A 22,440-nucleotide genomic window follows, 5' to 3' on the forward strand; every position below is an offset into this window, starting at 1 on the left:
ATGGAATGGCGGAGCCAAGGGGTCTTGCTATCAGCGCGTCGCCACGGCGAGAACGCGGCCATCATTGATGTGTTTACCCCAGATCATGGCCGCCATGCAGGCGTGGTGCGCGGCGGGGCTGGGCGTAAAATGGCCCCAATATTGCAACCCGGCGCGCAGTTGGATGTGTCGTGGCGCGCGCGCCTAGAGGGGCATTTGGGGGCGTTCACGGTGGAGCCTATCAAGTCGCGTGCGGCGGCGGTGATGGGGGATCGAAAAGCCTTGGCGGGGCTGAATGCGCTATGTGGCTTGCTGCAATTTGCACTGGCGGAGCGTGACCCGCACCCCGATTTATATGAGCGGTCTTTGCTGGTTTTTGATTTGCTGGGCGAGAGTGACGCCTGGCCGCTGGCCTATGTGCAGTGGGAATTGGCGCTGTTGGAGGAGATGGGGTTTGGATTGGATCTGTCGTCTTGTGCGGTGACTGGCGCGATGCAGGAGTTGATTTACGTCTCGCCTAGAACTGGCCGCGCAGTGTCGCGCCAAGGCGCAGGTGAGTGGGCGTCGCGGTTGTTGGGCCTGCCTGCGTGTTTGCGCGGTGTGGGGGATGGCTCGTTGGACGACGTGCCGGAAGCATTGGCGACGACAGGGCATTTTCTGGAGGCATGGATGGCCCCGCAACTTGGCAACAAGCCGCTGCCTGCCTCGCGAGGGCGTTTGCTGGAGGTTATTGGGCGGCCTTGAAGACCATCTCATCACCTTTATCGTTGCTAAGGATGAGCGTATTTCCAGTGGCCTCGGAGAGGGACATTTTTGCCAGAGCTTGCAAAAATTGGTTTTCCAATTTCAGATCGGGGCAGGCCATTTTTGTGCTGGCGACGGCATCAATTTCAAACCACGGATAAGGGGCGGTTTGCGCTCCGAAATAGTGATTGCAGGGGGCTTGGCCCGCGATTTTTCCGGGTTCTGGGAAGGTTAGTGTTGCGCGAGCAGAGAACGCCGCGCCGTTGATGGATTTTAGCTGCCAAAGGGTGCCCTCAGTGGCATAGCCAGAGATGGTTTCGTCTTTGCAGGCGGCGAGCAGGGTGAGTGCTATGAGCAATAGGTGTTTCATGGGGCGCAGCTTAGCGCGGTGCGCCCCATTTGTTTAGGCCTGATTAATCAAGCAGGCGGCGGGCGATGACTTGCGCCTGAATTTCCGCCGCGCCCTCGAAAATGCTGAGGATACGGGCATCGCACAAGATGCGGCTGACTTTGTATTCCAGCGCAAAGCCGTTGCCGCCGTGGATTTGCAGCGCGTTATCGGCGCAGGCCCATGCGACGCGGGCGCCCAGAAGTTTGGCCATGCCGGCTTCTAGGTCGCAACGACGGTCGTTGTCTTTTTCCTCGGCAGAGAAATAGGTGAGCTGGCGCGCGATCATGATTTCAACGGCCATCATCGCCAGCTTGCCCGACACGCGGGGGAACTCGATCAAGGATTTGCCGAATTGTTTGCGATCTTGGGCGTATTGGATGGCGACATCGAGGGCGGATTGCGCGACGCCGATGGCGCGGGCGGCGGTTTGGATGCGGGCGCTCTCGAAGGTTTGCATCAGCTGCTTGAAGCCTTGGCCTTCTGCGCCGCCAAGCAGGTTCTCGCCTTTGACGTGGAAATTATCGAATGCCAGCTCGTATTCTTTCATGCCGCGATAGCCGAGAACCTCGATTTCGCCGCCTGTCATACCCTCGGTCGGGAAGGGGTTTGCGTCGTCGCCGGGGGTCTTTTCGGCGATGAACATGGACAGGCCTTTGTAGTTGGTCGTGTCAGGATCGGTGCGCGCCAGCAAGGTCATGAAGTGGGTGCGGGCGGCATGGGTGATCCATGTTTTGTTGCCCGTGACTTTGTAATCGTCGCCAGTTTTGAGTGCGCGGGTGCGCAACGCGCCAAGGTCGGAGCCGGTGTTTGGCTCGGTGAATACAGCGGTGGGCAGGGTCTCGGCAGAGGCCAGTTTTGGCAACCACTTGGCTTTTTGCGCGTCGGTGCCGCCACACAGGATCAACTCGGCTGCGATCTCGGAGCGAGTGCCGAGCGAGCCGACGCCAATATAGCCGCGCGAGAGTTCTTCAGAGACCACGACCATGGACGCCTTGGACAGGCCAAATCCGCCAAATTCCTCGGGGATGGTCAGGCCAAAAACGCCCATCTCGGCCAACTCACCGATGATCTCCATCGGGATCAACTCGTCCTTGAGGTGCCATTCATGGGCGAAGGGTTCGACTTTCTCGACGGCAAAGCGGCGGAATTGCTCGCGGATCATTTCTAACTCGTCATCAAGGCCGGATGCACCGATAATGATCTCGGCAGAGCGTTCCTGCATCAGCTCAACAAGACGTGTGCGCGCGGCTTGGGTGTTGCCAGCGGTGGACAGGGCTGTGATCTCTGGAGTGGCCAGCGCGCGGTGGTCATCTGGGGTTAGGCCGATATCGTGCAGGCGCAGAATTTCACCTTGCGACATTGGGATGCCGCCTTGAATTTGGCCAAGATATTCGCCGAATGCGATCTGGTGGATGAGCTGCTCGACCTCGGAAAACTTGCCTTGTTGCGTCAGTTTCTCGGCCCACTTTTGCATTTGGGTGAGCGACTGGGCGTAGGTGGCAAGCCATGCAAAGCCGTGTGCTGCGGTTTGGTTTTCTTCGATCAAGGCGCCGGAAACACGCCCATTTTCAGTGGTTTGTGTGCGGATGAGGTCTTTGGCCTTAGCTAGCAAGTCGTTCACCGGAGGAAGCGTTGCTGCGGTCAGGACTAATAGGTCGGGAAGGACAGCGTTGGTTGGGGTCGCTAGGGCCATGATCGAATCCTTTATACTGCTTTCCTTCGGAATAATCATTTTGCAAGTGCAGCACAACTTTAATGCGTAAGAAAGTATATTTTTGAATGAAAGTGTCGTGACGTATTTGTGGGTGCGCCGAGAAAACAGACGCGCTACGAGTGAGTATGGACGCATTATTCACTATCATATCACCAGAATTACTGGCTGTGGCGGTGCTCATCGGGCTGGTATCGGGCTTTGTTAAGGGCGTGGTGGGCTTTGCGATGCCGACGATATTTATATCGGGGTTATCGAGTTTCATATCACCGGAGCTGGCATTGGCGGGGCTGATTTTGCCGACGGTAGTGGCGAACGGGATGCAGGCCTTGCGCCAGGGCGTGCGGGCGGCGTGGACGTCGTTGACACATTTTAAACTGTTTTTGAGCGTGGGCGCGGTGATGTTGATTGCCAGCGCACAACTGGTGACGTTGATTTCGCCGCGGGTGCTGTATCTTGCAATTGGGCTACCCGTGGCGGGGTTCACTGGATTGCAATTGCTGGGCTGGAGCCCGAAATTGGCGGGCCGCAGCCATAGGGCCGAGGTGATGATCGGCGCGTTTGCCGGGTTCATTGGTGGGATGTCCGGTATTTGGGGGCCGCCGACGGTGCTGTACCTCACGGCGGTAGATACGCCAAAGAAAGAGCAGATGCGGGTGCAAGGTGTGGTGTTCGGACTGGGGGCGGTGGTGCTTTTGGCGGCGCATTTGCAATCGGGCGTGTTGCGGGCCGAGACCTTGCCGTTCTCGATGCTTTTGGTGGTGCCTGCGGTGATCGGGATTTGGCTGGGCTTTAAGGTGCAGGACCGCATTGATCAGAAAATGTTTCGCCGGGTGACGTCATGGGTGTTGTTATTGGCGGGGCTGAACCTGATCCGGCGCGCTGTGATAGGCTAGGAGAACAGCCCGCCTTTACATAGGCTTGCGGTGTTCGGGGCCTGATCTGGCGGGACAAGTTTGAAGCCCACGGAATAAAGCGTGCGGCCCTGATGGGTGGCTTGGAACGCCCAGTCACCGGAAACCATCTCGAAGGGGAATTCGAACACGAAGAAGTTCAGGTTTGATGACTTGGGATTGAAGTCGGTGGTCCAGCTGTCCTCTATCACGTCGGTGCCTTTATAGGCGGGGTGATAGACGGTGATTTTGACGCCGCGCAGGTTTGTGCCCTTGAGAGTGGCCGTATCCACGCCAAAGGCGATGCCTTTGACCAAGGGGATAACCTGCGTGGTGGCTTCGATTTTCTGACGTCTTGTGCGCTGTTTTATGGTCCCGATATGGGTGTTTGGGGCGGGAAGCTCTTTGGCGCGCCCAGAGGGGCAGACCAGCCCGTAATCCAGCCCTTTGAGCAGATCCGCGTCAAATAGCAAATCAGGCGCGGCATCATTAAGACGCTGCGCCTGTGCAAGAGGTGTAAGGCAAAGGAGGCCAGCGGTTAGAAGTGCGCAGGCCCCTTTGCGGATCATCCGATTGCTGCTGCTTTTACGTCTTCGTCGATGAAGGGGACGTATTGGCCAAAGTTCTCGGAGAACATTTCCACCAATTTGGCGGCTTGGGCGTCATAGGCCTTGGCATCACACCATGTGCGGCGTGGGTCGAGCAAGATATCTGCGACGCCACCGCACGAGACGGGAACCTCGAAACCGAAGTTGGCGTCCTTGCGGAATTCGCCCTCGTTTAGCGAGCCATTCAGCGCTGAGGTCAGCAGGGCGCGGGTTGCACGGATTGGCATCCGCGAGCCAGTGCCATAAGCGCCACCAGTCCAGCCGGTATTAACCAGCCAGCAAGTTGCCCCGTGCGTGGCGATCTTTTCACGCAACAGGTTGCCGTAGACTTCCGGGCGACGTGGCATGAACGGCGCGCCAAAGCAGGTGGAGAACGTAGGCTCTGGCTCGGTCACGCCGCGCTCTGTGCCAGCAACCTTGGAGGTGAAGCCGGACAGGAAATGGTACATGGCTTGTGCCGGTGTCAGGCGCGCGATGGGGGGCAGCACGCCGAACGCATCACAGGTCAGCATGATGATGTTCTTGGGGTTGCCGCCAAGTGCGGTATCGGACGCGTTAGATATATAGTGCAGCGGGTAGGCGCAGCGCATGTTGGCGGTCAGGCTGTCATCCTCAAAGTCCAGATCCTTGGTGTCGGTGTCGAACACCATGTTCTCGATCACCGTGCCGAATTTCTCGGTGGTGGCGTAGATTTCCGGCTCTGCTTCGGCAGACAGCGAGATGGTTTTAGCGTAGCAGCCGCCCTCAAAATTGAAGATGCCTTTGTCGGACCAGCCATGCTCGTCATCGCCGATTAATGTGCGTGACGGATCAGCAGATAGGGTGGTTTTGCCCGTGCCGGACAGGCCGAAAAACACCGCCGCATCGTCAGGGTTGCCATGGGCGTGATTGGCAGAGCAGTGCATCGGCATGATGTCTTTGGCGGGCAGCAGGTAGTTCAGCAAAGAGAAAACGGATTTTTTGTTTTCACCCGCATAGGCCGTGCCGCCGATCAAGATCAGCTTCTTGTCGAAGTTCATCGCAATGACAGTTTCCGAGCGGCAGCCATGCTTGGCCGGATCAGCTTGGAAGCTGGGGCAGTTGATGATGGTGTATTCTGGCGTGAATGTGGCCAGCTCTTCGGCTTCTGGGCGGCGTAGTAAGTGGCGGATGAACAGGCCATGCCATGCCAACTCGGTCACGACGCGCACATCAAGGCGATGCGCCGGATCAGCGCCGCCAAACAGGTCTTGGACGAAGTAATCGCGCCCTTTCATGTGCTCCAGCATGTCAGCGTGGAGGACATCGAAGGCGTCAGGTTGCATCGGTGCGTTATTTTCCCACCAAATAGTGTCTTCAACCAGCGGAGTGCGAACCACGAACTTATCTTTAGGAGAGCGACCAGTGTGCTTGCCTGTGGTAACCAGAAACGAGCCACCTTTGCCTAAAGTGCCCTCGTTGCGCTTTAGGGCTTCATCGACCAGGGCGGGCTCCAGATAGTTGTAGTAGACGCCTCCAAGGCCAGTGATACCTTGCTTTTCCAACGTATGCGTTGGATTGACGCGTCCTGTAATCATGGTTTTGCTCCTGTTGCGGGGGAGTGTTCAACCCCGCGAATTTTGGATCATGCGGGTCATGTGTCCGCACGTGCCCCCCGGCGGGGTAGCTGGCCCTCGTATAGCATGCAGGTTTTGGGAGGGAACCGGGTGGGGGCCGAATGGTAGCGTTATCATTTGCAAGATGTGCGGCAAATTAGTCAAACATTAGGGCCTAAACGTCAAAATCTACAGTTGAGGCAGTGATTCGGCACAATTTCGTTGATTCCGCGACTCTGAAGGTCAATGATATGGAAAAAAATAAGAGCAACGAGCAGTATAAAGGGATTTCCAATGTCTAAAATTGCGTTGGTGGATGACGACAGGAATATTCTGACGTCCGTTCAGATGACTCTGGAAGCCGAAGGCTTCGAGGTTGAAACATATAATGACGGGCAAAGCGCTCTGGATGCGTTCACCCGAAAAATGCCGGACATGGCCGTTTTGGACATCAAGATGCCCCGCATGGATGGCATGGATTTGTTGCAACGCCTACGGCAAAAATCAGAAGTTCCGGTGATCTTCCTGACGTCGAAGGATGACGAGATCGACGAAGTTTTGGGCCTGCGCATGGGTGCGGATGACTATGTACGCAAGCCGTTTTCCCAACGTTTGCTGGTGGAACGCATTCGCACCATCCTGCGCCGCCAAGAGGCGATTGCCAAAGACGAGGCCGGTGAGGGTGAAGTGGTCCAAACCATGGTGCGCGGGGATCTGACGATGGATCCCTTGCGCCATACCGTTGTTTGGAAGGGCAATGATGTGTCATTGACCGTCACCGAGTTCTTGTTGCTACAGGCTTTGGCGCAACGTCCCGGCTTTGTTAAATCACGCGATCAGCTGATGGATGTGGCCTATGACGACCAAGTTTATGTGGATGACCGCACGATCGACAGCCACATCAAACGGTTGCGCAAGAAAATGCGCACAGCGGACGATGAATTTTCTGCGATTGAGACCCTGTATGGCATCGGTTACAGATATAACGAAGATTAAACATGTCATTAGTGTCGAGGTTTTCTGTGGCGGATGCACGGCCAGCTAGAAACGCAGAACTGGTCATAGGCGAAGATTGGACGCAGTCGGGAGACAGTGTCGAGCAAGAGCTGAGGACCAAGAGGGAGAAGCGAAATCTGATTTCGCTGAACCGCTCGCCGTTGGCGCGTAAAATTATCATGTTCAATCTGTTGGCGCTTGTCATTTTGGTGGTCGGCGTGCTGTTTTTGAACCCCTTTCGCGACAGTCTTGTGGCGCAGCGGGAAGTGGCTCTTGTGTCCGAGGCGCAACTGATTGCGGATGTGTATGAAGCCCAAATAGCGATTTCCGAGGACAGCACTCTGGTTAATCCGGCTGCGACCCTCAGCGCACTTGATATCGCGCCGAGTGTGGAGGTTTTTGTATTTTCCACAAGCGAAGCGCTTTTGGCCAGCACGTTAGGGGCCGACCGCCCAGAACTGCCGGGGACTGAAGGCCTTCAAAATGACGTTCGTGGTACGGTTATTACGAGCTTTTTGAATAATATTTGGGACGGTATCTCGGGTGTGGTTGGCTCAAATGCCAATCCGGTGCCCAATGTGACTGGTGAAGACGAGGTACGAAAGCTTCTGACGGAGGCCGCGACTGGGGGGACTAAGGTTCGAACTGGGCGTGATGGCGCGGGGGGTAGGATTTTCTCTGTTGCGACACCGATTGAGAGCAATGGAAAAATTATAGGTATTATCGCGCTGTCTACCGTGGCTGGGCAAATTGATTATCTGGTTCGAAGCGAACGGGAGCAAATTTTTCAGATGTTTGTGATCGCAATTCTGGTTTCTATCGGGCTGAGCTTGGTTCTGGCGTCGACGATCGCAAACCCGCTGTCAGATCTCGCGGCAGCCGCTGAGCTGGGGCAGGATAAGAATGCCCGCAGGGTCAGTCCTAGTCGTGTTCGAATTCCCGACCTGACGGCGCGGCCTGACGAAATCGGGAGATTATCGGCTGCTATGCGAGGCATGGTGTCCGCGCTTTATGAGCGCATAGATGCAAATGAACAGTTTGCGGCAGATGTGGCGCATGAGATTAAAAATCCATTGGCGTCTTTACGCTCGGCTGTTGGCACGTTGCATGTTGCCAAAAACGATGAGCAACGCGGTCGCTTGCTGGATGTGATTGAGCATGATGTGCGAAGGTTAGACCGGTTGGTGAGTGACATTTCCAACGCGTCGCGACTGGATAGTGAGCTGGTTAAAGAGGACGAAGAGCCCTTCGACCTGATGCGCATGGTCAATAATCTGACTGAATATCTAGGGCAACAGGCTGCAGAAAACGGGATTGAGTTTATCAAAGATGTGCCGAATGAGCCTATCATCATTCACGGGCTTGAGGCGCGTCTGGCACAAGTTTTCGTAAATTTAATCACCAATGCGACCTCCTTTTGTGAGGAAGGCGATGCCGTACGTATTTGGGCGCGACGGCGTGACAACCGCATTTTAGTCGTGGTCGAAGATACGGGGCCTGGCATTCCAGAACAGGCGCTTAATAAAGTATTCAATCGGTTCTATTCTGAGCGCCCAGAACGCCAGTTTGGCAATCACTCTGGCTTGGGGCTAGCTATCTCTAAGCAGATCATCGAAGCGCATGGTGGTGTGATCTGGGCTGAGAACATTCGCCCCACGGATGCTGACATTACGTCTGAGCCGCTGGGCGCGCGGTTTGTTGTGGGCTTGCCGACATAGTTAGCGGCCCTCCCGAGGGATTGAAAATAATCTGGGTTGTCCTGAGCTTTGGGGCTATCAACTGAATATGCTGTTTTCTTGCCCGCCACTTCCTTGTCAAATCCATGCGACCTGCATCAGTGTAGAGGGGCGGGGCCTTCTTCTTGTAGGGCCTTCAGGGTCGGGAAAGTCGGCGCTGGGTCTTCAGCTAATGGCATTTGGCGCGCATTTGGTGGCTGATGATCGATGCGACCTTACGGGGGGATCCGATGGCGTGGTGGCCGCACGGCCTGCACTTTTGCCTCGGGCGATTGAGGCTCGCGGTCTTGGTCTTCTGGCAGCCCCTTGCATTGAACATACGCAGTTGGTCGCCGTTCTGGATATGGCTGAGGTGACAAAAGAACGGTTGCCAGAGATGAAACGTGCCCAATTTGGTGCTCATGAGCTGTTTCTTTTGAATAAATTTGAGGGCCCGCATTTTGCAGCGTCGGTTTTCCACTTTCTAAAGCACGGGTTTCACGATTGAATGGTGCAATGACGCATACTGATTTGCCATCCAAGCCGCACCAACTGGTAATCGTTACCGGCCCGTCAGGGTCCGGGCGTGGGACTGCAATTAATGTGTTGGAAGATTTGGGCTTCGAGGCAATAGACAATCTGCCGTTGTCCTTGATTCCACGATTATTGGATGGCCCACCTCTGGAGCGCTCGATGGCGCTTGGTGTCGATGTCCGAAATCGGGACTTTACGACGAAGGCAATGATGACTTTGCTCAATGAGTTGCCTGAGCGTACTGATGCTGAAATTTGCCTGTTGTATCTTGATTCTCGAGAAGAGGTTTTGATCCGCCGATATTCAGAGACGCGCCGCCCACATCCGTTGGCCCCAAGTGAAAATTTGCAAGACGGCATTCAGCGCGAAGAGCAATTGCTGGGCGCAATTAAATCTCGCAGTGACCTGTTGATTGAAACGTCAGATTTGTCGCCACACGAGTTGCGAGACGAGCTAACCAAGCTGTTTGGGACGCCGGGAAAAGCCGGTCTGTCAGTCTCGTTGAACTCTTTTTCGTATAAACGAGGAGTGCCGCATGGGGTCGATATGGTTTTTGACTGCCGGTTTTTGCGAAACCCGCATTGGGATGCGGAGCTGCGAAACCTAACTGGCAGGACTGAAAAAGTTACGACATATGTGCAGGGGGATGAGCGTTTCGAGCCGTTTTTTGACAAGTTGATGGGGTTGGCTGACCTTCTTCTTCCAGCGTTTCATGACGAAGGTAAATCATATCTTACTATTGGGTTGGGCTGCACAGGTGGAAAGCACCGTTCAGTTGCCGTAGCGGAAATGATGGGTAAGGCCCTTGCAAATAAGGGGTGGCAAGTGTCTATAAGGCATCGGGAATTAGAACGTCGAGCAGTGCTGGGCGTTGGGGACACACAAACGGGATGTTGATCGGGTGATCGGTATAGTCATCGTCGCACACGGCGGGCTGGCAAGGGAATACTTGTCGGCCGTGGAGCATGTGGTTGGGAAACTGACCGGCATCCGCGCAATTACGATTGAAGAGAACCACGACAGATCCGACAAGCAGGCTGAAATTTGTGCGGCTGCTGATAGCGTTGATACCGGTGATGGGGTCGTGGTTGTGACGGATATGTTCGGTGGATCGCCATCAAACTTATCACTGCTGGCCTGCAATCCCGACAATCGCCGCATCTTATATGGGGCCAATTTGCCGATGCTGATTAAGTTGGCTAAGTCGCGTGGCGTAGAGGTCGATGTGGCGGTTGAGTTGGCCATGGAAGCCGGGCGTAAATATATAAATAGTTTTGGTGGGTCTACTTCTCATGGTTGAACGTGTTCTGGAAATTGTGAACGTGAAGGGGCTGCACGCACGGGCGAGCGCCAAATTTGTGGAGGTGGCCGAGCAGTTTGACGCTCGCGTTACAGTCAGCAAAGACGGGATGGATGTGTCGGGGGACAGCATTATGGGGCTGTTGATGCTCGCGGCTTCGCGTGGAACTTCGATTGACGTGCGCACAGAAGGGCCTGATGCGGATGCTGCCATGGATGGGCTGGATGCGTTGGTCGCTGACAAGTTTGGCGAAGGAAAGTGAGCGACGATTCTGACATGAACGAGATGCCAAAGGAAGTTTCCCCATCCGAGGATGTGCCCTTTGATCACCCGGAATACGTGGCCTATGACAAGCGCAACCTGTCCTACGCCAACACGTTTACCAACCCGTGGAAGTCCTGGGCTATCAAGATTTTGGAACTGCTGACCGGTAAGCTGCATTTGCTGTATCTGATCCGTAAATTTGAGCGTGGCGGCGTGAAGTTCGGGCAGGGTTTTTGGCGCGACGCGCTTGATACGATGGGGATTGAGCTGACGACCCCACAAGAGCAGATCGACAATATTCCCAAGACCGGCCCGGTTATTATCGTTGCGAACCACCCGCATGGATTGGTGGACGGCATGGTGTTGGCGGAGTTGATTGGGCGCGTGCGCACCGATTACAAAATTCTGACACGGACTTTGCTGACCGGTGTGAATGCGATTGATATGTTCATGATCCCGGTGCCGTTTCCGCATGAGGCTGACGCGCTGCAACAAAATCTGGATATGCGGCGTAAAGCGATGGAGCATCTGAAGAATGAAGGCGTGATCGTGCTGTTCCCATCTGGCGTGGTGGCCACGTCTGAGACCACCTTTGGCCCAGCAGTTGAGGCCGAATGGAACCCGTTTACTGCCAAGATGATCCAACGCTCTGGCGCGCAAGTCGTGCCGATATTTTTCCAAGGGCAGAACTCGAGAGCGTATCAAATCGCCAATAGAATCTCATCAACTCTGCGCCAAGGGCTGCTGATTTATGAAGTCCGTCATGCGTTGTATAAGCCGCAGGCCCCGATTGTGGGCGTGCCGATTGATCCCGAAGAGATCAAGAAATGGACCAGCAATCCACGCGGTTTTGTTGCCTGGCTGCGTAAAAAAACGCTGGCTCTGAAAGTTTTGGCGAAGACGTAACGCTACCGAGTTGGGACGGGTGGGTCTTGGCGGTAGTCGTAAAACCCGCGCTGCGTTTTGCGGCCCAGCCAACCGGCCTCGACATATTTCGTCAACAGCGGGCAGGGGCGGTATTTCGTATCAGCCAACCCTTCGTGCAGCACATTCATGATAGCAAGGCAGGTATCTAGTCCGATAAAGTCGGCCAACTCCAGCGGGCCCATGGGATGGTTGGCCCCGAGTTTTAGCGATTGGTCGATGGATTTTACCGAGCCGACGCCCTCATAGAGAGTATAGACGGCCTCGTTGATCATCGGCATTAGGATGCGGTTAACGATAAAGGCAGGGAAATCCTCGGCGCTGGCGGCGGTTTTTCCGACACGCTCCACAACGGTGAGGCAGGCCTCATAGGTCTCTTTGTCCGTTGCAATGCCGCGAATCAGTTCGACCAATTGCATGATCGGGACCGGGTTCATAAAGTGGAACCCCATGAATTTTTCCGGGCGGTCGGTGCGGGATGCCAGACGGGTGATGGAAATTGATGAAGTATTCGAGGTCAAAATCGTGTGCGGAAGGATATGCGGCAGCAGGTCCTCGAAAATTGCGTTTTTGACGGTTTCACGCTCGGTTGCGGCCTCGATAATCAAATCTGACGGCCCTAAATCGGCCAGTTTCAACGTGGTGGAAATGTTGGCCATGGCTGCATCACGGTCGGCCGCAGAAATTTTCTCACGGCTTACCTGCCTGTCCAAGTTGCCTTTTATGACCTCCATCGCGGTGTCCAAGCTATCTTGAGAGATGTCGTTGAGCAGGACTTTATACCCGGCCAACGCCAACACATGGGCTATGCCGTTGCCCATTTGACCCGCACCGACAACGCCTACTTTTGAGATTTCCATGTTCACCTTCTCCATCGCCATTACGGTCAAGATAGGCTGTCGTAAGGGCTACGTGCAAGGGCGGCATGAAGGCTAAAATTTTTCAAAAATTAACACTTTAGCTTTTTGGCAATCTGCGGCTGCGAAAGTAGTTTTGGGTGAGTCGAAATAGAGGTGGGGCAATGGCCTATGTGAGACCGGACGCGAGTCCATTAGATTATCAACAATGTCGCTATGGGCAGTCGAAACTGTTGTTTCGAGGACCAAGGCGTAGCCTGAAAAAGGAGTATATCGCCTTTATTGGCGGGACCGAGACCTACGGAAAGTTTGTTGAAAAACCGTTTGCTGAATTAGTGGAGGATGCCAAAGGTATTCCTTGCGCGAACTTTAGCGCTGTTAACGCCGGGGTGGATGCCTTCGTGCATGACGGGTCGCTAATGGGGCTTTGCAGCAATGCGCAGGTGACGGTTGTTCAAGTCATGGGTGCACAGAATATGTCGAACCGGTTTTATACGGTTCACGCGCGCCGCAATGACAGGTTTCTAAAGGCGTCGGCTTTGTTGCAGTCGATTTTCCGGGAGGTGGATTTCTCCGAGTTTTCATTCACAAGGCATATGCTGACGTCCTTGAAAACGATATCGCCGCAACGCTTTGCCGCGATTGAGATGGAGCTTCGCGCGGCCTGGTTTAACCGAATGGATCTAATGTTGCGCCAAATCAAGGGGCGACGCGTGCTATTGTGGCTTCGAGAGCCTCAGCCTGAGCTGTGCTCAAATGCGGATTTAGGGCCAGAGCCATTGTTTTTGGACGCGTCTTTGGTTGGGCGACTGACGGGTGTAGTTGACGAGATCATTGAGGTCGATATTGCGCATGATCGTGGCAAGCTGGATGGTATGGTTTTTTCTGCCATGGAGATGCCAATGGCACAGGAAATGATTGGCGTTTCGGCGCATTCTAAAATTGCGGAACGTTTGCTACGTGTTTTGTAGTTCTGGTCGGAAAAGAAAAAGGCCCGCCGAAGCGGGCCTTTTAATGTTGTGAGCGAGAGGCTTATAGCGCGTCGATGAGCGCTGGAACGGCGTCAAACAGGTCGGCGACCAAGCCGTAATCAGCGACTTGGAAAATCGGAGCTTCCTCGTCTTTGTTGATCGCAACGATAATTTTGGAATCCTTCATACCAGCCAAGTGCTGGATCGCGCCGGAGATACCGATGGCGATATAAAGGTCCGGGGCCACAACCTTACCGGTTTGGCCAACCTGCCAGTCGTTCGGCGCGTAGCCGCTATCGACTGCCGCACGGGACGCGCCAACGGCGGCGCCCAGCTTGTCGGCAAGCTTTTCGATCAGCGCGAAGTCATCTTCCGAGCCAACACCGCGGCCGCCGGAAACAACGATCCCTGCGGAGGTCAGTTCTGGGCGGTCAGACGTTGCAACTTTGTCCTCGACCCAAGTTGACAGGTCGGGGTTTGCGGCGGCGGTTGCGGCCTCAACAGGTGCCGATCCGCCTTCGCCTGCGGCGTCAAAGTTGGCGGTTCGAACGGTCAGGACTTTCTTGCCATCACCGGATTGAACCGTCTGGATGGCGTTGCCTGCGTAGATAGGGCGCTCGAACGTGCTGGCGTCAACAACAGCCGTCACATCAGAGATAACCATCGCGTCCAGCAAAGCCGCGACGCGCGGCAGCACGTTTTTGGCCGAGGCCGTAGAAGGCGCGACGATGTGTTCAAAACCATCTGCGAGCGAGATGATCAGATCGGCCAAAGGCTCGGCCAGGCCGTTGCCGTAGGCCGCGTCATCGGCGCAAAGCACCTTGGACACGCCGTCCAACTTGGCGGCGGCATCCGCGGCAGCAGCGCACCCAGCGCCGGCAACCAGAACGGTTACATCGCCGATGACTTTGGCAGCGGTGACGCCTTTTGCGGTGGCATCCACAGCCAGATCGGCACCGGTTAGTTCAGCAATCAAAAGAACAGCCATTTAGAGCACCCCCGCTTCGTCTTTGAGTTTCGCGACCAGTTCTTCGACCGAGGCAACCTTGACGCCAGCTTTGCGCGTTTCTGGCTCGGTGGTCTTCACGATGGTCAGGCGGTTGGCCGTGTCGACGCCGTAATCGGCGGCGGTTTTCTCGTCCAACGGCTTTTTCTTGGCCTTCATGATATTGGGCAGCGAGGCGTAGCGCGGCTCGTTCAGGCGCAGGTCCACGGTGACTACGGTAGGCATATTAACCTTGATGGTTTGTAGCCCGCCGTCGACTTCGCGGGTGACAACGGCCTTGTCGCCGTCGATGTCCAGCTCGGAGGCGAAGGTGGCTTGCGACCAGCCCAGCAGCGCCGACAACATTTGGCCGGTGGCGTTCATGTCGTTGTCGATGGCTTGTTTGCCACACAGCACGAGGCCGGGTTGTTCTTCATCAACGACGGCTTTGAGCAATTTGGCGACAGCCAGCGGCTCAATGTCATTGTGCACATCATCGGCTGCAATAATCAAAATGGCGCGATCGGCACCCATGGCAAGGGCGGTGCGCAGAGTTTCTTGGCTTTGTTTGACACCAATGGAAACCGCCACGATCTCGTCGACTTTGCCAGTCTCTTTGAGGAGAATGGCTTGCTCGACCGCGATCTCATCGAACGGGTTCATGGACATTTTGACGTTTGCAAGATCGACACCGCTGCCGTCCGCTTTGACGCGAACTTTCACATTGTAGTCGATCACACGTTTGACGGGTACGAGGACCTTCATCGGCGGTATCTCCATAGATCTGTGCCTGAAATTGGGCACGTTGTATTTTCAGCTTCTGGGATAGCCGAGGGCTGGACCGGAAAACAGGTTAAAATCGACGCAGAATGGTATCATGACGCCGCGTTTAAGGAAAAAAGCACAGATAAATTTACAAACGCAAGATGTTTGCGCTAGCGGTTGGCCCCGGGAACCCAAAGAACATCGTCCATGCCGTTATTATTTGCCATTCGGGAGGCCACAAAAAACCAATCCGACAATCGGTTGAGGTATTTCACCGCGTCCGGGTTCACTGATTCCACGGTGGATAGCTCCACGGTGAGGCGCTCGGCGCGGCGTGACACGGTGCGGCACAGGTGCAATTGCGCGGCCAGAGCCGAACCACCGGGCAGGATGAAAGAGCGCAAGGGTTCCAAGATGGAGGTCATGGCGTCGATCTGGGTTTCCAACCGCTCAACCTGCGTCGCGGCAAGGCGCAGGGGGGGGTACTCGGCCTTGGCATCGTCTTCCATATCAGGGCGGCACAGGTCTGCGCCCAAATCGAACAGGTCGTTTTGAATGTCGGCCAATTGGGTATCCACCGCGCCGGTTGCGTGCTGACGGGCAAGGCCGACGGTGGCGTTGGTCTCGTCCACGGTGCCATAGGCGTTAACGCGCGCGGAAAACTTGGCGACGCGGGTGCCGTTGCCAAGGGCTGTTTCCCCGGTGTCGCCAGTGCGCGTGTAAATTTTGTTCAAGACAACCATGGGTTACGCCCCGCCCATGCGACGAACGAACACGAAGATCAGGATCAAAGCCACGGCAACAAACTGAGCCCCGATGCGGTAGCGCATGATGCGGTTGGCATGTTTGCGGTTGAAGTCACCGCCCTTAGCGAAGCCGCCAATTCCGACGAGTAAAATCCCCAAGACGATGAGGCAGGCAATCACAACAAGTATGAAAAGCGGATCGTCGGCCATTTTTAGCCCCCCGTTTGTTTCGCTGGTCCCCTAGCATCTACCCGAGCGGGCGCGAAAAGCGAACCCGTTTCACATGCGGTTAATTAGCCAATCCAGCACAAAGGTCGGCAGCAAACGCTTTAGCGCGGCCATCAGATAGGTCGGGGTGGTGATCATGTAGCGGGCCTTGGGGCTACTGTCGGTTAGGGCGCGCCAAACCTTATGGCTGACGGCGGAGGCGGGCAGCTCGAAAGTGTCGGGATCGCGGCTTTCGTAGAGGCGTTTGATGAGCACGTCTTCATAGTGGGATTTGCGCATGGAAGAGCGCCAATCGATCCACTTCTCAAAGTGGGGAATGGAATTCTGGCGGATTTTGGAAGTGATCGGACCCGGTTGGATCAAAATAACGTCGATGCCTGTGTCGCGCATCTCGATGCGCAGGGTATCGGTCAGGCCTTCCATGGCAAACTTGGTGGCGCTGTAGGCCCCGCGCCATTTCAGGGTCACAAAGCCCAGCACGGAGGAGCAGTTCAGGATGCGACCATGGCCTTGGGCGCGCATGACGGGGATGATTTGGCGGGTTAATTCGTGATACCCGAATAGGTTGGTCTCGAAAATTGACCGCAAGGCGTCGGTGGGCAAATCTTCGAGTGCGCCGGGGATGCCAAAGGCCGCATTATTGAACAGCGCATCAAGGGTGCCACGGGTGCGGGTCAGGGTCTCTTCGACGGCGGCGGTCATGGAGGCGGTATCGCTTTGATCCAGCACGAAACTTTCCAAGCCTTCGCTGATTAGGCGGTCGCAGTCATCTTGCTTGCGGCAGGTTGCGAAGACCCGCCAGCCACGATTGTGCAGCGCGTGGGCCGTGTCGTAGCCAATGCCGGAAGAACAACCGGTGATCAGGATGGTTTTGCGTGTCATGAGGTCCGTGTCATTTTATGCGCCGTGAAGCGGCTAGCCCGCAGGCGAGAGGAATTGAGCGGAAATATAGGCCTCGATGCCAGTCTCAAGGATGTAGACCTTGGCCCAGCCCGAGGGCAAAATCTCGATGACCTCGGCGCTGTCATTGCGCACGGCGCGCCCGACAATGGGGTTTGTGGTCGATGGTCCGGAGCGCAGGTTAACCCGTTTGCCAGTAACGCGGTGGATGTTGCCTGTGCTGGGGGCGGGGGTGGTTTGTGCGGGCGCGATGGAGGCGGTTTGGATCTGTGCCGGGCTGATTTCAGTGGTGTCAGTGGTGGCCGAGACCAATGCCACAGCGCTGACGCTCTCTAAGGCGGGTGCAGGGGCGGGGGCGGCAGGTACGGCGGCGATTTCGACACTCGCAGGCGTGGGTGTGGCGCTGGCTGTGCGCGCTATTTGTTGCGCGGTGCGGGCTTCACGGGCCGCAAGTTCCTCGGCTGTTGGCTCCCCGAGGAGCATCAAAATTCCAAACATTACGGCGCAAAGGCCTATGACCCACTTAAACACGAATAAATCCCCCCAAAGGTATATAAATGCTTTTGTCATACCCTAGCATGGAATGGCCACGGGGAAACCGTCTGAATTAGTCCCCAACAGCTAAATCTGGCGTCTTTACCCTGCTTGAATGCATCGCTACACAGCATTCATGTCCGACGATACCGATACCTCCCTGACCGAGCCGAATGAGTTGACCGAGCCGTTGCGCCGCGCCATTGGCGAGCGCTACCTGACCTATGCTTTGTCGACGATTATGCATCGGGCGTTGCCGGATGCGCGCGACGGGTTGAAACCTGTTCACCGCCGAATTTTATATGCGATGCGCGAGTTGAAGCTGGCGTCGAACGGCGGGTTTCGGAAGTCTGCGAAAATTACTGGCGACGTGATGGGCAACTATCATCCGCATGGTGATGCTGCGATTTATGACGCGATGGCGCGTTTGGCGCAGGAATTTAACGTCCGTTATCCGTTGGTCCACGGACAGGGCAATTTCGGCAATATCGACGGTGATAATCCGGCGGCGGCGCGGTATACCGAGGCACGAATGACGAAGGCGGCGGAAGCGCTGCTGGAAGGTCTCAACGAGAACGCGGTCGATTATCGGCCCAATTATGACGGCACTTTGGAAGAGCCTTCGGTGCTGCCCGCGACGTTCCCGAACTTGCTGGCCAACGGGTCATCGGGGATTGCTGTGGGGATGGCGACGAACATTCCGCCGCACAATATTGAAGAACTAATCAACGCCTGCATCCATCTGATTAAGGCGCCAAATGCCCGCGACGAGACCTTGTTGGAGCATGTGCCGGGGCCTGATTTTCCAACCGGTGGCACGATCGTCGAGCCGCGCGAGAACATCCTAGAGGCGTATCGCACGGGGCGCGGCTCTTTCCGGTTGCGCTCCAAGTGGGAGGTTGAGGATCTGGGGCGCGGGCTTTGGCAGATTGTCGTGACCGAGATCCCGTATCAGGTGCCAAAATCGCGGCTGATCGAGAAGATTGCCGAGCTGATCCAGACCAAGAAAGTGCCAATTCTTGCGGATATTCGCGACGAATCTGCCGAAGATTTGCGCGTTGTATTGGAGCCGAGGTCCAAGAATGTGGATCCGGAAGTCCTGATGGGGATGATGTTCCGCAGTTCTGATCTAGAGGTGCGGTTCTCGTTGAATATGAATGTGTTGATCGACGGGCGCACGCCTAAGGTTTGCTCGCTCAAAGAGGTGCTGCGCGCCTTTATCGATCACCGCCGCGAGGTGTTGCAACGGCGCTCGACGCACCGGCTCGAGAAGATCGACCACCGCTTGGAAGTGTTGGAAGGCTTCATTCTTGCCTTCCTGAACCTCGACCGGGTGATTGATATTATTCGGTACGACGATGACCCTAAATCGGGTCTGATGTTTGAGGATTGGGGCAAGACCCATCCGCGTGCGATGGACGAGAAAGACTATGTCGGGCCGATCAAACGCACGGGCGACCCGTCGCTGACCGAGGTGCAGGCCGAGGCCATTTTGAACATGCGGCTGCGCTCGTTGCGCCGTCTTGAAGAGATGGAATTGAAGCGCGAGCGTGACGAGTTGATGCTGGAACGCGCAGGGCTTGAAGATCTGTTGGACAGCGAAGATTTGCAGTGGAAAAAGATTGTTGGGCAGTTGCGCGACGTGCGCAAATTGTTTGGCAAAGACAGCGAAGGCGGCGCGCGGCGCACGTTGTTTGCGGAAGCCACCGAGATTGCAGAAGTGCCGCTAGAGGCGATGATCGACCGCGAGCCGGTGACGATTGTGTGCTCCAAAATGGGCTGGGTCCGCGCCATGACGGGGCATATCGACCTGACCCGAGAATTGAAGTTCAAAGACGGCGACGAGAGCCGTTTTGTGTTCCACGCAGAGACCACGGACAGGGTGTTGGTGTTTGGCTCTAACGGACGGTTCTACACGATTTTGGCGGCGAATTTGCCCGGTGGTCGTGGCATGGGAGAGCCGTTGCGCTTGATGGTGGACCTGCCCAATGAGGCCGAGATTGTGGACATGTTTATCCACGTTCCTGCGCGCAAACTGCTGGTGGCGTCGACTGCTGGCGACGGGTTTATGGTGTCCGAGGATGACATCGTGGCGCAGACGCGAACCGGCAAGCAGGTGCTAAATGTCAAAGACGACGTGCGGGCGATGATTTGCAAGCCGATTGGCGGCGATCACGTAGCGATTGTCAGCCAGAACGGTAAATTTTTGGTATTCCCGACGACTGAGCTGCCTGAACTGGGTCGCGGCAAGGGTGTGCGGCTTCAAAAGTACAACATGGCGCGAGGCAAGCAAGGCTCGTTCGAGTTGGACGGCGGTCTGTCGGATATCACCACATTTGGCTGGGCCGAGGGTCTGACTTGGGGCATGGGCGGTGGCAAAACCCGTCATGAGCCAGACATGTCCGAATGGCTTGGTAAACGGGCCGGTGTGGGCAAACGCCCGCCTTATGGCTTCCCGAAAGACTACAAGTTTTAGGCCTTTTCGGTGTTCAACCAAGCGCCGCCTTCGGGGCGCAATGTCAGGATTAGCACGGGGGCGGGGTCTTTGCCCTCCACCCGTGTGAATTTGAACCGCGACAAGATCGTTGCAAGGATGATTATTGCTTCTTGGAGGGCGAAACTCATGCCGATGCAGACCCGCGGGCCATCGCCAAAGGGCAGGTAGGCGAAGCGGTTGATCTTGTTTCCGGTGGCAAAACGGTCGGGATTAAATGCGTCTGGATCATCCCACAACAGGCGTGAGCGATGCAGCGCGTAGACTGGCAGCATGACGGTATCGCCCGGCGCAATCGGGCGGCCGCATAGTTCGTCTGATTTTTGGGCGGTGCGCGACAGGAAGGCGGCAGGCGGATAAAGGCGCAGGGTTTCGTCGATGATCTGGCGAATATAGGGCAGGTTGGCGATGTCAGCTTCGGTTGCGGTTCTGCCGTTCAAGACGGATTGTGCCTCCTCGCGAGCGCGGGTTTGGACGCTTTGATCAAAGGCGCAAAGGTAGAGCGCCCAGCCCAAAGTCAAGGCCGTGGTCTCGTGACCCGCCACGATAAAAGTCAGCAGGTTGTCGCGCAATTCTGCCGTGTTCATCGTGCGTTTTGTCTCGGGGTCTTCGCCCGCCATGAGCAGGTCAAGCAGGTCGGGGACTTGGCCATCGGGTTTCTCGCCACGGTTGTCGATGACGGTGTCTGCCATGGCTTTCATCGCCTTCATCGAGCCGGAGGAGCGGATGCGGCCGGGGCGCGGCACCCATGTGGGCAGGCCGAGAATATCGAAGAGAGAAACCTTGGCGGCCCCGTCAATAAAAGCATCAATGGCGGAGTGGATTGCGGCGCGGTCAAACCCCTCGTCGCCGGAGAACGTCACGTCCGATATCACCTCGAATGTCGAAGTTACCATTTCGGCATACAGGTCGCTGGCGCGCCCCACTTGAGCGGCGATCCGCGCGCAGGAGCGATCCGCGGCGGCGCTCATGAAAGGGGCCAGATTGGCCACGTTTCTATGAGAAAACACCGGGGCCGCAGCGCGGCGTTGCCAGCGCCAATGCGCGCCCTCGGCGACAAACAAGCTGTTACCAATTGCGGGGCGTAGGATGTTTTTGGTCACGTCGGATTTGGGGTAGTTGTCCAGCCCGTCGCGCAGCACATGGCGGATGGCTTGCGGGTCCATTAGCATGTGCCATGGCTTGCCCATTTTTCCAGTGACAATAGGCTGGTGCAAAGCGATTTCTGGAATAATTTCCAGTAGGTTGCGCTGCGCGGCGCGCAGGGATTGCAAGATGCCCCACTTCTCTTTGACCAGATTGACGCGGGGCGGATATGCGGTAGTGGTGTCTTCCATAATATCCAATATATGGGGTTTTTTGGCAACGGCAACGTGGCGTATGATTGCACCCTCAGGCGTGCTCGGGTATCCAGAGCAGACGCAACCTTGGGGGATCCAATCCATGCGCATCATTTTGACGGCATTATTTGTGGCTTTCGCCCTATCTGCCTGTGCCGTGCCTGACCCCGAGACGGAGGAACAGGTCTCGTTGGGTGACTTTCAGTTGGATTTGAACGTGGCGGTAACCGACAAAGCGCGCAAGATGGGCGTGTCTCGCGAAACTACGCCAGAGGCGTGGGAGGAAGTGTTGGAGCGCGCGATTGACAAGCGGTTTCGCCGCTATGAGGGGACGAAACTTTACCATCTAAGTTATAGTCTTGATGGCTATATTTTGGCGACCAAAGGTGGGCGCTTGGCGCTTGCGCCGCGCTCGGCGATGAGCATGACAGTGCATGTTTGGGACAGCGAGACCAAGACCCAACTGAAGGATCGGTCTAAGCAAATTTTAGTGCTGGAACAACTTGATGGCGAGACATTTATTGGCTCGGGGTTCTTCAACACCAAAGAGCAGCAGATGGAAAATCTGGCGGCGCAATTTTCCAAGGCCGTGGAACGCTGGCTGGTCGTCAATGGCGATCTCTTTGGGCAAGATGTGACGGATGAGGATAAAGAAGCGGCGGCCAAGGATGATTTGGCGAATCTAGCCGACCAAGCGCAAAGCAATGTGGATTCGGTGCCAGAAGATGCAACCCCGATTGAGCCCGCTGTTAACTGAGGCTTGATTTTTCCTTAAATCCTGAATAAGTAGCGCGCAAAGTGAAACAGGGCCGTTAGGGCCCCCAAATTTTAAGGCGCCCAAAGCTATGGCTAAGGAAAAGTTTGAACGCAATAAGCCGCACGTTAACATCGGCACAATCGGCCACGTTGACCACGGCAAGACGACACTGACAGCGGCTATCACGAAGTATTTTGGTGATTTTCAGGCCTATGACGAGATTGATGGCG

The 22,440-nt window shown here is 55.9% G+C and carries 25 protein-coding genes; 13 read left to right on the forward strand and 12 right to left on the reverse strand.

Annotated features, from left to right (window positions below; genetic code table 11):
* Positions 1 to 723 carry a DNA repair protein RecO gene (gene recO / locus AC3Y7R_RS00500; RefSeq protein WP_490040039.1) on the forward strand — a complete coding sequence of 241 codons (723 nt, stop codon included), beginning with the start codon at positions 1 to 3 and terminating at the stop codon, positions 721 to 723.
* On the opposite strand, the gene AC3Y7R_RS00505 is transcribed toward recO, so the two are convergent.
* Complete coding sequence (locus tag AC3Y7R_RS00505) at positions 707 to 1,093, reverse strand: META domain-containing protein (RefSeq protein WP_490040040.1); 387 nt, start codon at positions 1,091 to 1,093, stop codon at positions 707 to 709. The genes recO and AC3Y7R_RS00505 overlap by 17 nt on opposite strands.
* 43 nt (positions 1,094 to 1,136) lie before the next feature.
* Positions 1,137 to 2,807: an acyl-CoA dehydrogenase family protein gene (locus AC3Y7R_RS00510; protein WP_490040041.1), complete on the reverse strand. Its 1,671-nt coding sequence runs from the start codon at positions 2,805 to 2,807 to the stop codon at positions 1,137 to 1,139.
* 146 nt (positions 2,808 to 2,953) lie between these two features.
* On the opposite strand from AC3Y7R_RS00510, the gene AC3Y7R_RS00515 reads away from it, so the two are divergent.
* On the forward strand, positions 2,954 to 3,721 hold the full coding sequence (locus AC3Y7R_RS00515; RefSeq protein ID WP_490040042.1) for a sulfite exporter TauE/SafE family protein: 768 nt from the start codon (positions 2,954 to 2,956) through the stop codon (positions 3,719 to 3,721).
* On the opposite strand, the gene AC3Y7R_RS00520 is transcribed toward AC3Y7R_RS00515, so the two are convergent.
* Positions 3,718 to 4,287: a DUF3859 domain-containing protein gene (locus AC3Y7R_RS00520; protein WP_490040043.1), complete on the reverse strand. Its 570-nt coding sequence runs from the start codon at positions 4,285 to 4,287 to the stop codon at positions 3,718 to 3,720. The two genes, AC3Y7R_RS00515 and AC3Y7R_RS00520, sit on opposite strands and share 4 nt — an antisense overlap.
* Positions 4,284 to 5,882, reverse strand: a complete 1,599-nt coding sequence (locus tag AC3Y7R_RS00525; protein ID WP_490040044.1) for a phosphoenolpyruvate carboxykinase — start codon at positions 5,880 to 5,882, stop codon at positions 4,284 to 4,286. The genes AC3Y7R_RS00520 and AC3Y7R_RS00525 overlap by 4 nt, the downstream gene beginning before the upstream one ends.
* A 312-nt stretch (positions 5,883 to 6,194) precedes the next feature.
* On the opposite strand from AC3Y7R_RS00525, the gene AC3Y7R_RS00530 reads away from it, so the two are divergent.
* From AC3Y7R_RS00530 to AC3Y7R_RS00560, 7 genes are all read left to right on the forward strand, one after another.
* On the forward strand, positions 6,195 to 6,896 hold the full coding sequence (locus tag AC3Y7R_RS00530; RefSeq protein ID WP_490040045.1) for a response regulator transcription factor: 702 nt from the start codon (positions 6,195 to 6,197) through the stop codon (positions 6,894 to 6,896).
* Positions 6,897 to 6,898: 2 nt separating this feature from the next.
* Positions 6,899 to 8,614, forward strand: coding sequence for a sensor N-terminal transmembrane domain-containing protein (locus AC3Y7R_RS00535; protein ID WP_490040046.1), 1,716 nt, complete (start codon positions 6,899 to 6,901; stop codon positions 8,612 to 8,614).
* Positions 8,615 to 8,681: 67 nt separating this feature from the next.
* Positions 8,682 to 9,119, forward strand: a complete 438-nt coding sequence (locus tag AC3Y7R_RS00540) for an HPr kinase/phosphorylase (RefSeq protein WP_490040047.1) — start codon at positions 8,682 to 8,684, stop codon at positions 9,117 to 9,119.
* 8 nt (positions 9,120 to 9,127) lie between these two features.
* Positions 9,128 to 10,042 (forward strand): RNase adapter RapZ, encoded by a 915-nt coding sequence (gene rapZ, locus AC3Y7R_RS00545; RefSeq protein WP_490040048.1) that lies wholly within the window; start codon positions 9,128 to 9,130, stop codon positions 10,040 to 10,042.
* 4 nt (positions 10,043 to 10,046) lie between these two features.
* The gene (locus tag AC3Y7R_RS00550; RefSeq protein ID WP_490040049.1) at positions 10,047 to 10,445 is read left to right on the forward strand and encodes a PTS sugar transporter subunit IIA; all 399 of its coding nucleotides are present in this window, start codon (positions 10,047 to 10,049) and stop codon (positions 10,443 to 10,445) included.
* Positions 10,438 to 10,707, forward strand: a complete 270-nt coding sequence (locus AC3Y7R_RS00555; protein ID WP_490040050.1) for an HPr family phosphocarrier protein — start codon at positions 10,438 to 10,440, stop codon at positions 10,705 to 10,707. The genes AC3Y7R_RS00550 and AC3Y7R_RS00555 overlap by 8 nt, the downstream gene beginning before the upstream one ends.
* Before the next feature lie 23 nt (positions 10,708 to 10,730).
* Positions 10,731 to 11,615 (forward strand): lysophospholipid acyltransferase family protein, encoded by an 885-nt coding sequence (locus AC3Y7R_RS00560; RefSeq protein WP_490040065.1) that lies wholly within the window; start codon positions 10,731 to 10,733, stop codon positions 11,613 to 11,615.
* 2 nt (positions 11,616 to 11,617) lie between these two features.
* Here the strand turns inward: AC3Y7R_RS00560 and AC3Y7R_RS00565 are convergent, their stop codons facing one another.
* A complete protein-coding gene (locus AC3Y7R_RS00565) occupies positions 11,618 to 12,493 on the reverse strand; it encodes a 3-hydroxybutyryl-CoA dehydrogenase (protein ID WP_490040051.1) in 876 nt (291 codons plus the stop codon).
* A gap of 161 nt (positions 12,494 to 12,654) precedes the next feature.
* Between AC3Y7R_RS00565 and AC3Y7R_RS00570 the strand changes: the two genes are divergently transcribed.
* Positions 12,655 to 13,461, forward strand: a complete 807-nt coding sequence (locus tag AC3Y7R_RS00570; protein WP_490040052.1) for a DUF6473 family protein — start codon at positions 12,655 to 12,657, stop codon at positions 13,459 to 13,461.
* A gap of 61 nt (positions 13,462 to 13,522) precedes the next feature.
* On the opposite strand, the gene AC3Y7R_RS00575 is transcribed toward AC3Y7R_RS00570, so the two are convergent.
* From AC3Y7R_RS00575 to AC3Y7R_RS00600, 6 genes are all read right to left on the reverse strand, one after another.
* Complete coding sequence (locus AC3Y7R_RS00575) at positions 13,523 to 14,449, reverse strand: electron transfer flavoprotein subunit alpha/FixB family protein (RefSeq protein WP_490040053.1); 927 nt, start codon at positions 14,447 to 14,449, stop codon at positions 13,523 to 13,525.
* Positions 14,450 to 15,211, reverse strand: coding sequence for an electron transfer flavoprotein subunit beta/FixA family protein (locus tag AC3Y7R_RS00580; RefSeq protein ID WP_490040054.1), 762 nt, complete (start codon positions 15,209 to 15,211; stop codon positions 14,450 to 14,452).
* A gap of 170 nt (positions 15,212 to 15,381) precedes the next feature.
* Positions 15,382 to 15,954: a cob(I)yrinic acid a,c-diamide adenosyltransferase gene (locus AC3Y7R_RS00585; protein WP_490040055.1), complete on the reverse strand. Its 573-nt coding sequence runs from the start codon at positions 15,952 to 15,954 to the stop codon at positions 15,382 to 15,384.
* Between the two features lie 3 nt (positions 15,955 to 15,957).
* The gene (locus tag AC3Y7R_RS00590) at positions 15,958 to 16,167 is read right to left on the reverse strand and encodes a twin transmembrane helix small protein (protein WP_490040056.1); all 210 of its coding nucleotides are present in this window, start codon (positions 16,165 to 16,167) and stop codon (positions 15,958 to 15,960) included.
* A gap of 69 nt (positions 16,168 to 16,236) precedes the next feature.
* Entirely contained in the window at positions 16,237 to 17,067 is an 831-nt protein-coding gene (locus AC3Y7R_RS00595) for an SDR family NAD(P)-dependent oxidoreductase (RefSeq protein WP_490040057.1), read from the reverse strand.
* Between the two features lie 33 nt (positions 17,068 to 17,100).
* Positions 17,101 to 17,655, reverse strand: a complete 555-nt coding sequence (locus AC3Y7R_RS00600; protein WP_490040058.1) for an SH3 domain-containing protein — start codon at positions 17,653 to 17,655, stop codon at positions 17,101 to 17,103.
* 100 nt (positions 17,656 to 17,755) lie between these two features.
* Between AC3Y7R_RS00600 and AC3Y7R_RS00605 the strand changes: the two genes are divergently transcribed.
* Positions 17,756 to 20,095: a DNA topoisomerase IV subunit A gene (locus tag AC3Y7R_RS00605; protein WP_490040066.1), complete on the forward strand. Its 2,340-nt coding sequence runs from the start codon at positions 17,756 to 17,758 to the stop codon at positions 20,093 to 20,095.
* Here AC3Y7R_RS00605 and AC3Y7R_RS00610 read toward each other — a convergent pair.
* A complete protein-coding gene (locus AC3Y7R_RS00610; RefSeq protein WP_490040067.1) occupies positions 20,092 to 21,450 on the reverse strand; it encodes a cytochrome P450 in 1,359 nt (452 codons plus the stop codon). The genes AC3Y7R_RS00605 and AC3Y7R_RS00610 overlap by 4 nt on opposite strands.
* 106 nt (positions 21,451 to 21,556) lie before the next feature.
* Between AC3Y7R_RS00610 and AC3Y7R_RS00615 the strand changes: the two genes are divergently transcribed.
* Both AC3Y7R_RS00615 and AC3Y7R_RS00620 read left to right on the forward strand, forming a co-directional pair.
* Positions 21,557 to 22,210 carry a hypothetical protein gene (locus AC3Y7R_RS00615; RefSeq protein ID WP_490040059.1) on the forward strand — a complete coding sequence of 218 codons (654 nt, stop codon included), beginning with the start codon at positions 21,557 to 21,559 and terminating at the stop codon, positions 22,208 to 22,210.
* Positions 22,211 to 22,298: 88 nt separating this feature from the next.
* Positions 22,299 to 22,440: GTP-binding protein (locus AC3Y7R_RS00620; protein WP_490040068.1), on the forward strand; the 142-nt coding region annotated here is incomplete at its 3' end.

This window comes from Litoreibacter sp., from assembly GCF_058136045.1.

What these genes read in the sequence shown, in the direction of transcription:
- AC3Y7R_RS00530 (WP_490040045.1), top strand. Translation starts at nt 6,195, where the DNA reads ATGTCTAAAATTGCGTTGGTGGATGACGACAGGAATATTCTGACGTCC.
- AC3Y7R_RS00615 (WP_490040059.1), top strand. Translation starts at nt 21,557, where the DNA reads ATGCGCATCATTTTGACGGCATTATTTGTGGCTTTCGCCCTATCTGCC.
- AC3Y7R_RS00575 (WP_490040053.1), bottom strand. Translation starts at nt 14,449, where the DNA reads ATGGCTGTTCTTTTGATTGCTGAACTAACCGGTGCCGATCTGGCTGTG.
- AC3Y7R_RS00535 (WP_490040046.1), top strand. Translation starts at nt 6,899, where the DNA reads ATGTCATTAGTGTCGAGGTTTTCTGTGGCGGATGCACGGCCAGCTAGA.
- AC3Y7R_RS00515 (WP_490040042.1), top strand. Translation starts at nt 2,954, where the DNA reads ATGGACGCATTATTCACTATCATATCACCAGAATTACTGGCTGTGGCG.
- rapZ (WP_490040048.1), top strand. Translation starts at nt 9,128, where the DNA reads ATGACGCATACTGATTTGCCATCCAAGCCGCACCAACTGGTAATCGTT.
- AC3Y7R_RS00585 (WP_490040055.1), bottom strand. Translation starts at nt 15,954, where the DNA reads ATGGTTGTCTTGAACAAAATTTACACGCGCACTGGCGACACCGGGGAA.
- AC3Y7R_RS00590 (WP_490040056.1), bottom strand. Translation starts at nt 16,167, where the DNA reads ATGGCCGACGATCCGCTTTTCATACTTGTTGTGATTGCCTGCCTCATC.
- AC3Y7R_RS00525 (WP_490040044.1), bottom strand. Translation starts at nt 5,882, where the DNA reads ATGATTACAGGACGCGTCAATCCAACGCATACGTTGGAAAAGCAAGGT.
- AC3Y7R_RS00595 (WP_490040057.1), bottom strand. Translation starts at nt 17,067, where the DNA reads ATGACACGCAAAACCATCCTGATCACCGGTTGTTCTTCCGGCATTGGC.
- AC3Y7R_RS00610 (WP_490040067.1), bottom strand. Translation starts at nt 21,450, where the DNA reads ATGGAAGACACCACTACCGCATATCCGCCCCGCGTCAATCTGGTCAAA.
- AC3Y7R_RS00560 (WP_490040065.1), top strand. Translation starts at nt 10,731, where the DNA reads ATGCCAAAGGAAGTTTCCCCATCCGAGGATGTGCCCTTTGATCACCCG.
- AC3Y7R_RS00510 (WP_490040041.1), bottom strand. Translation starts at nt 2,807, where the DNA reads ATGGCCCTAGCGACCCCAACCAACGCTGTCCTTCCCGACCTATTAGTC.
- AC3Y7R_RS00555 (WP_490040050.1), top strand. Translation starts at nt 10,438, where the DNA reads ATGGTTGAACGTGTTCTGGAAATTGTGAACGTGAAGGGGCTGCACGCA.
- AC3Y7R_RS00580 (WP_490040054.1), bottom strand. Translation starts at nt 15,211, where the DNA reads ATGAAGGTCCTCGTACCCGTCAAACGTGTGATCGACTACAATGTGAAA.
- AC3Y7R_RS00520 (WP_490040043.1), bottom strand. Translation starts at nt 4,287, where the DNA reads ATGATCCGCAAAGGGGCCTGCGCACTTCTAACCGCTGGCCTCCTTTGC.
- AC3Y7R_RS00600 (WP_490040058.1), bottom strand. Translation starts at nt 17,655, where the DNA reads ATGACAAAAGCATTTATATACCTTTGGGGGGATTTATTCGTGTTTAAG.
- recO (WP_490040039.1), top strand. Translation starts at nt 1, where the DNA reads ATGGAATGGCGGAGCCAAGGGGTCTTGCTATCAGCGCGTCGCCACGGC.
- AC3Y7R_RS00605 (WP_490040066.1), top strand. Translation starts at nt 17,756, where the DNA reads ATGTCCGACGATACCGATACCTCCCTGACCGAGCCGAATGAGTTGACC.
- AC3Y7R_RS00505 (WP_490040040.1), bottom strand. Translation starts at nt 1,093, where the DNA reads ATGAAACACCTATTGCTCATAGCACTCACCCTGCTCGCCGCCTGCAAA.
- AC3Y7R_RS00570 (WP_490040052.1), top strand. Translation starts at nt 12,655, where the DNA reads ATGGCCTATGTGAGACCGGACGCGAGTCCATTAGATTATCAACAATGT.
- AC3Y7R_RS00565 (WP_490040051.1), bottom strand. Translation starts at nt 12,493, where the DNA reads ATGGAAATCTCAAAAGTAGGCGTTGTCGGTGCGGGTCAAATGGGCAAC.
- AC3Y7R_RS00540 (WP_490040047.1), top strand. Translation starts at nt 8,682, where the DNA reads ATGCTGTTTTCTTGCCCGCCACTTCCTTGTCAAATCCATGCGACCTGC.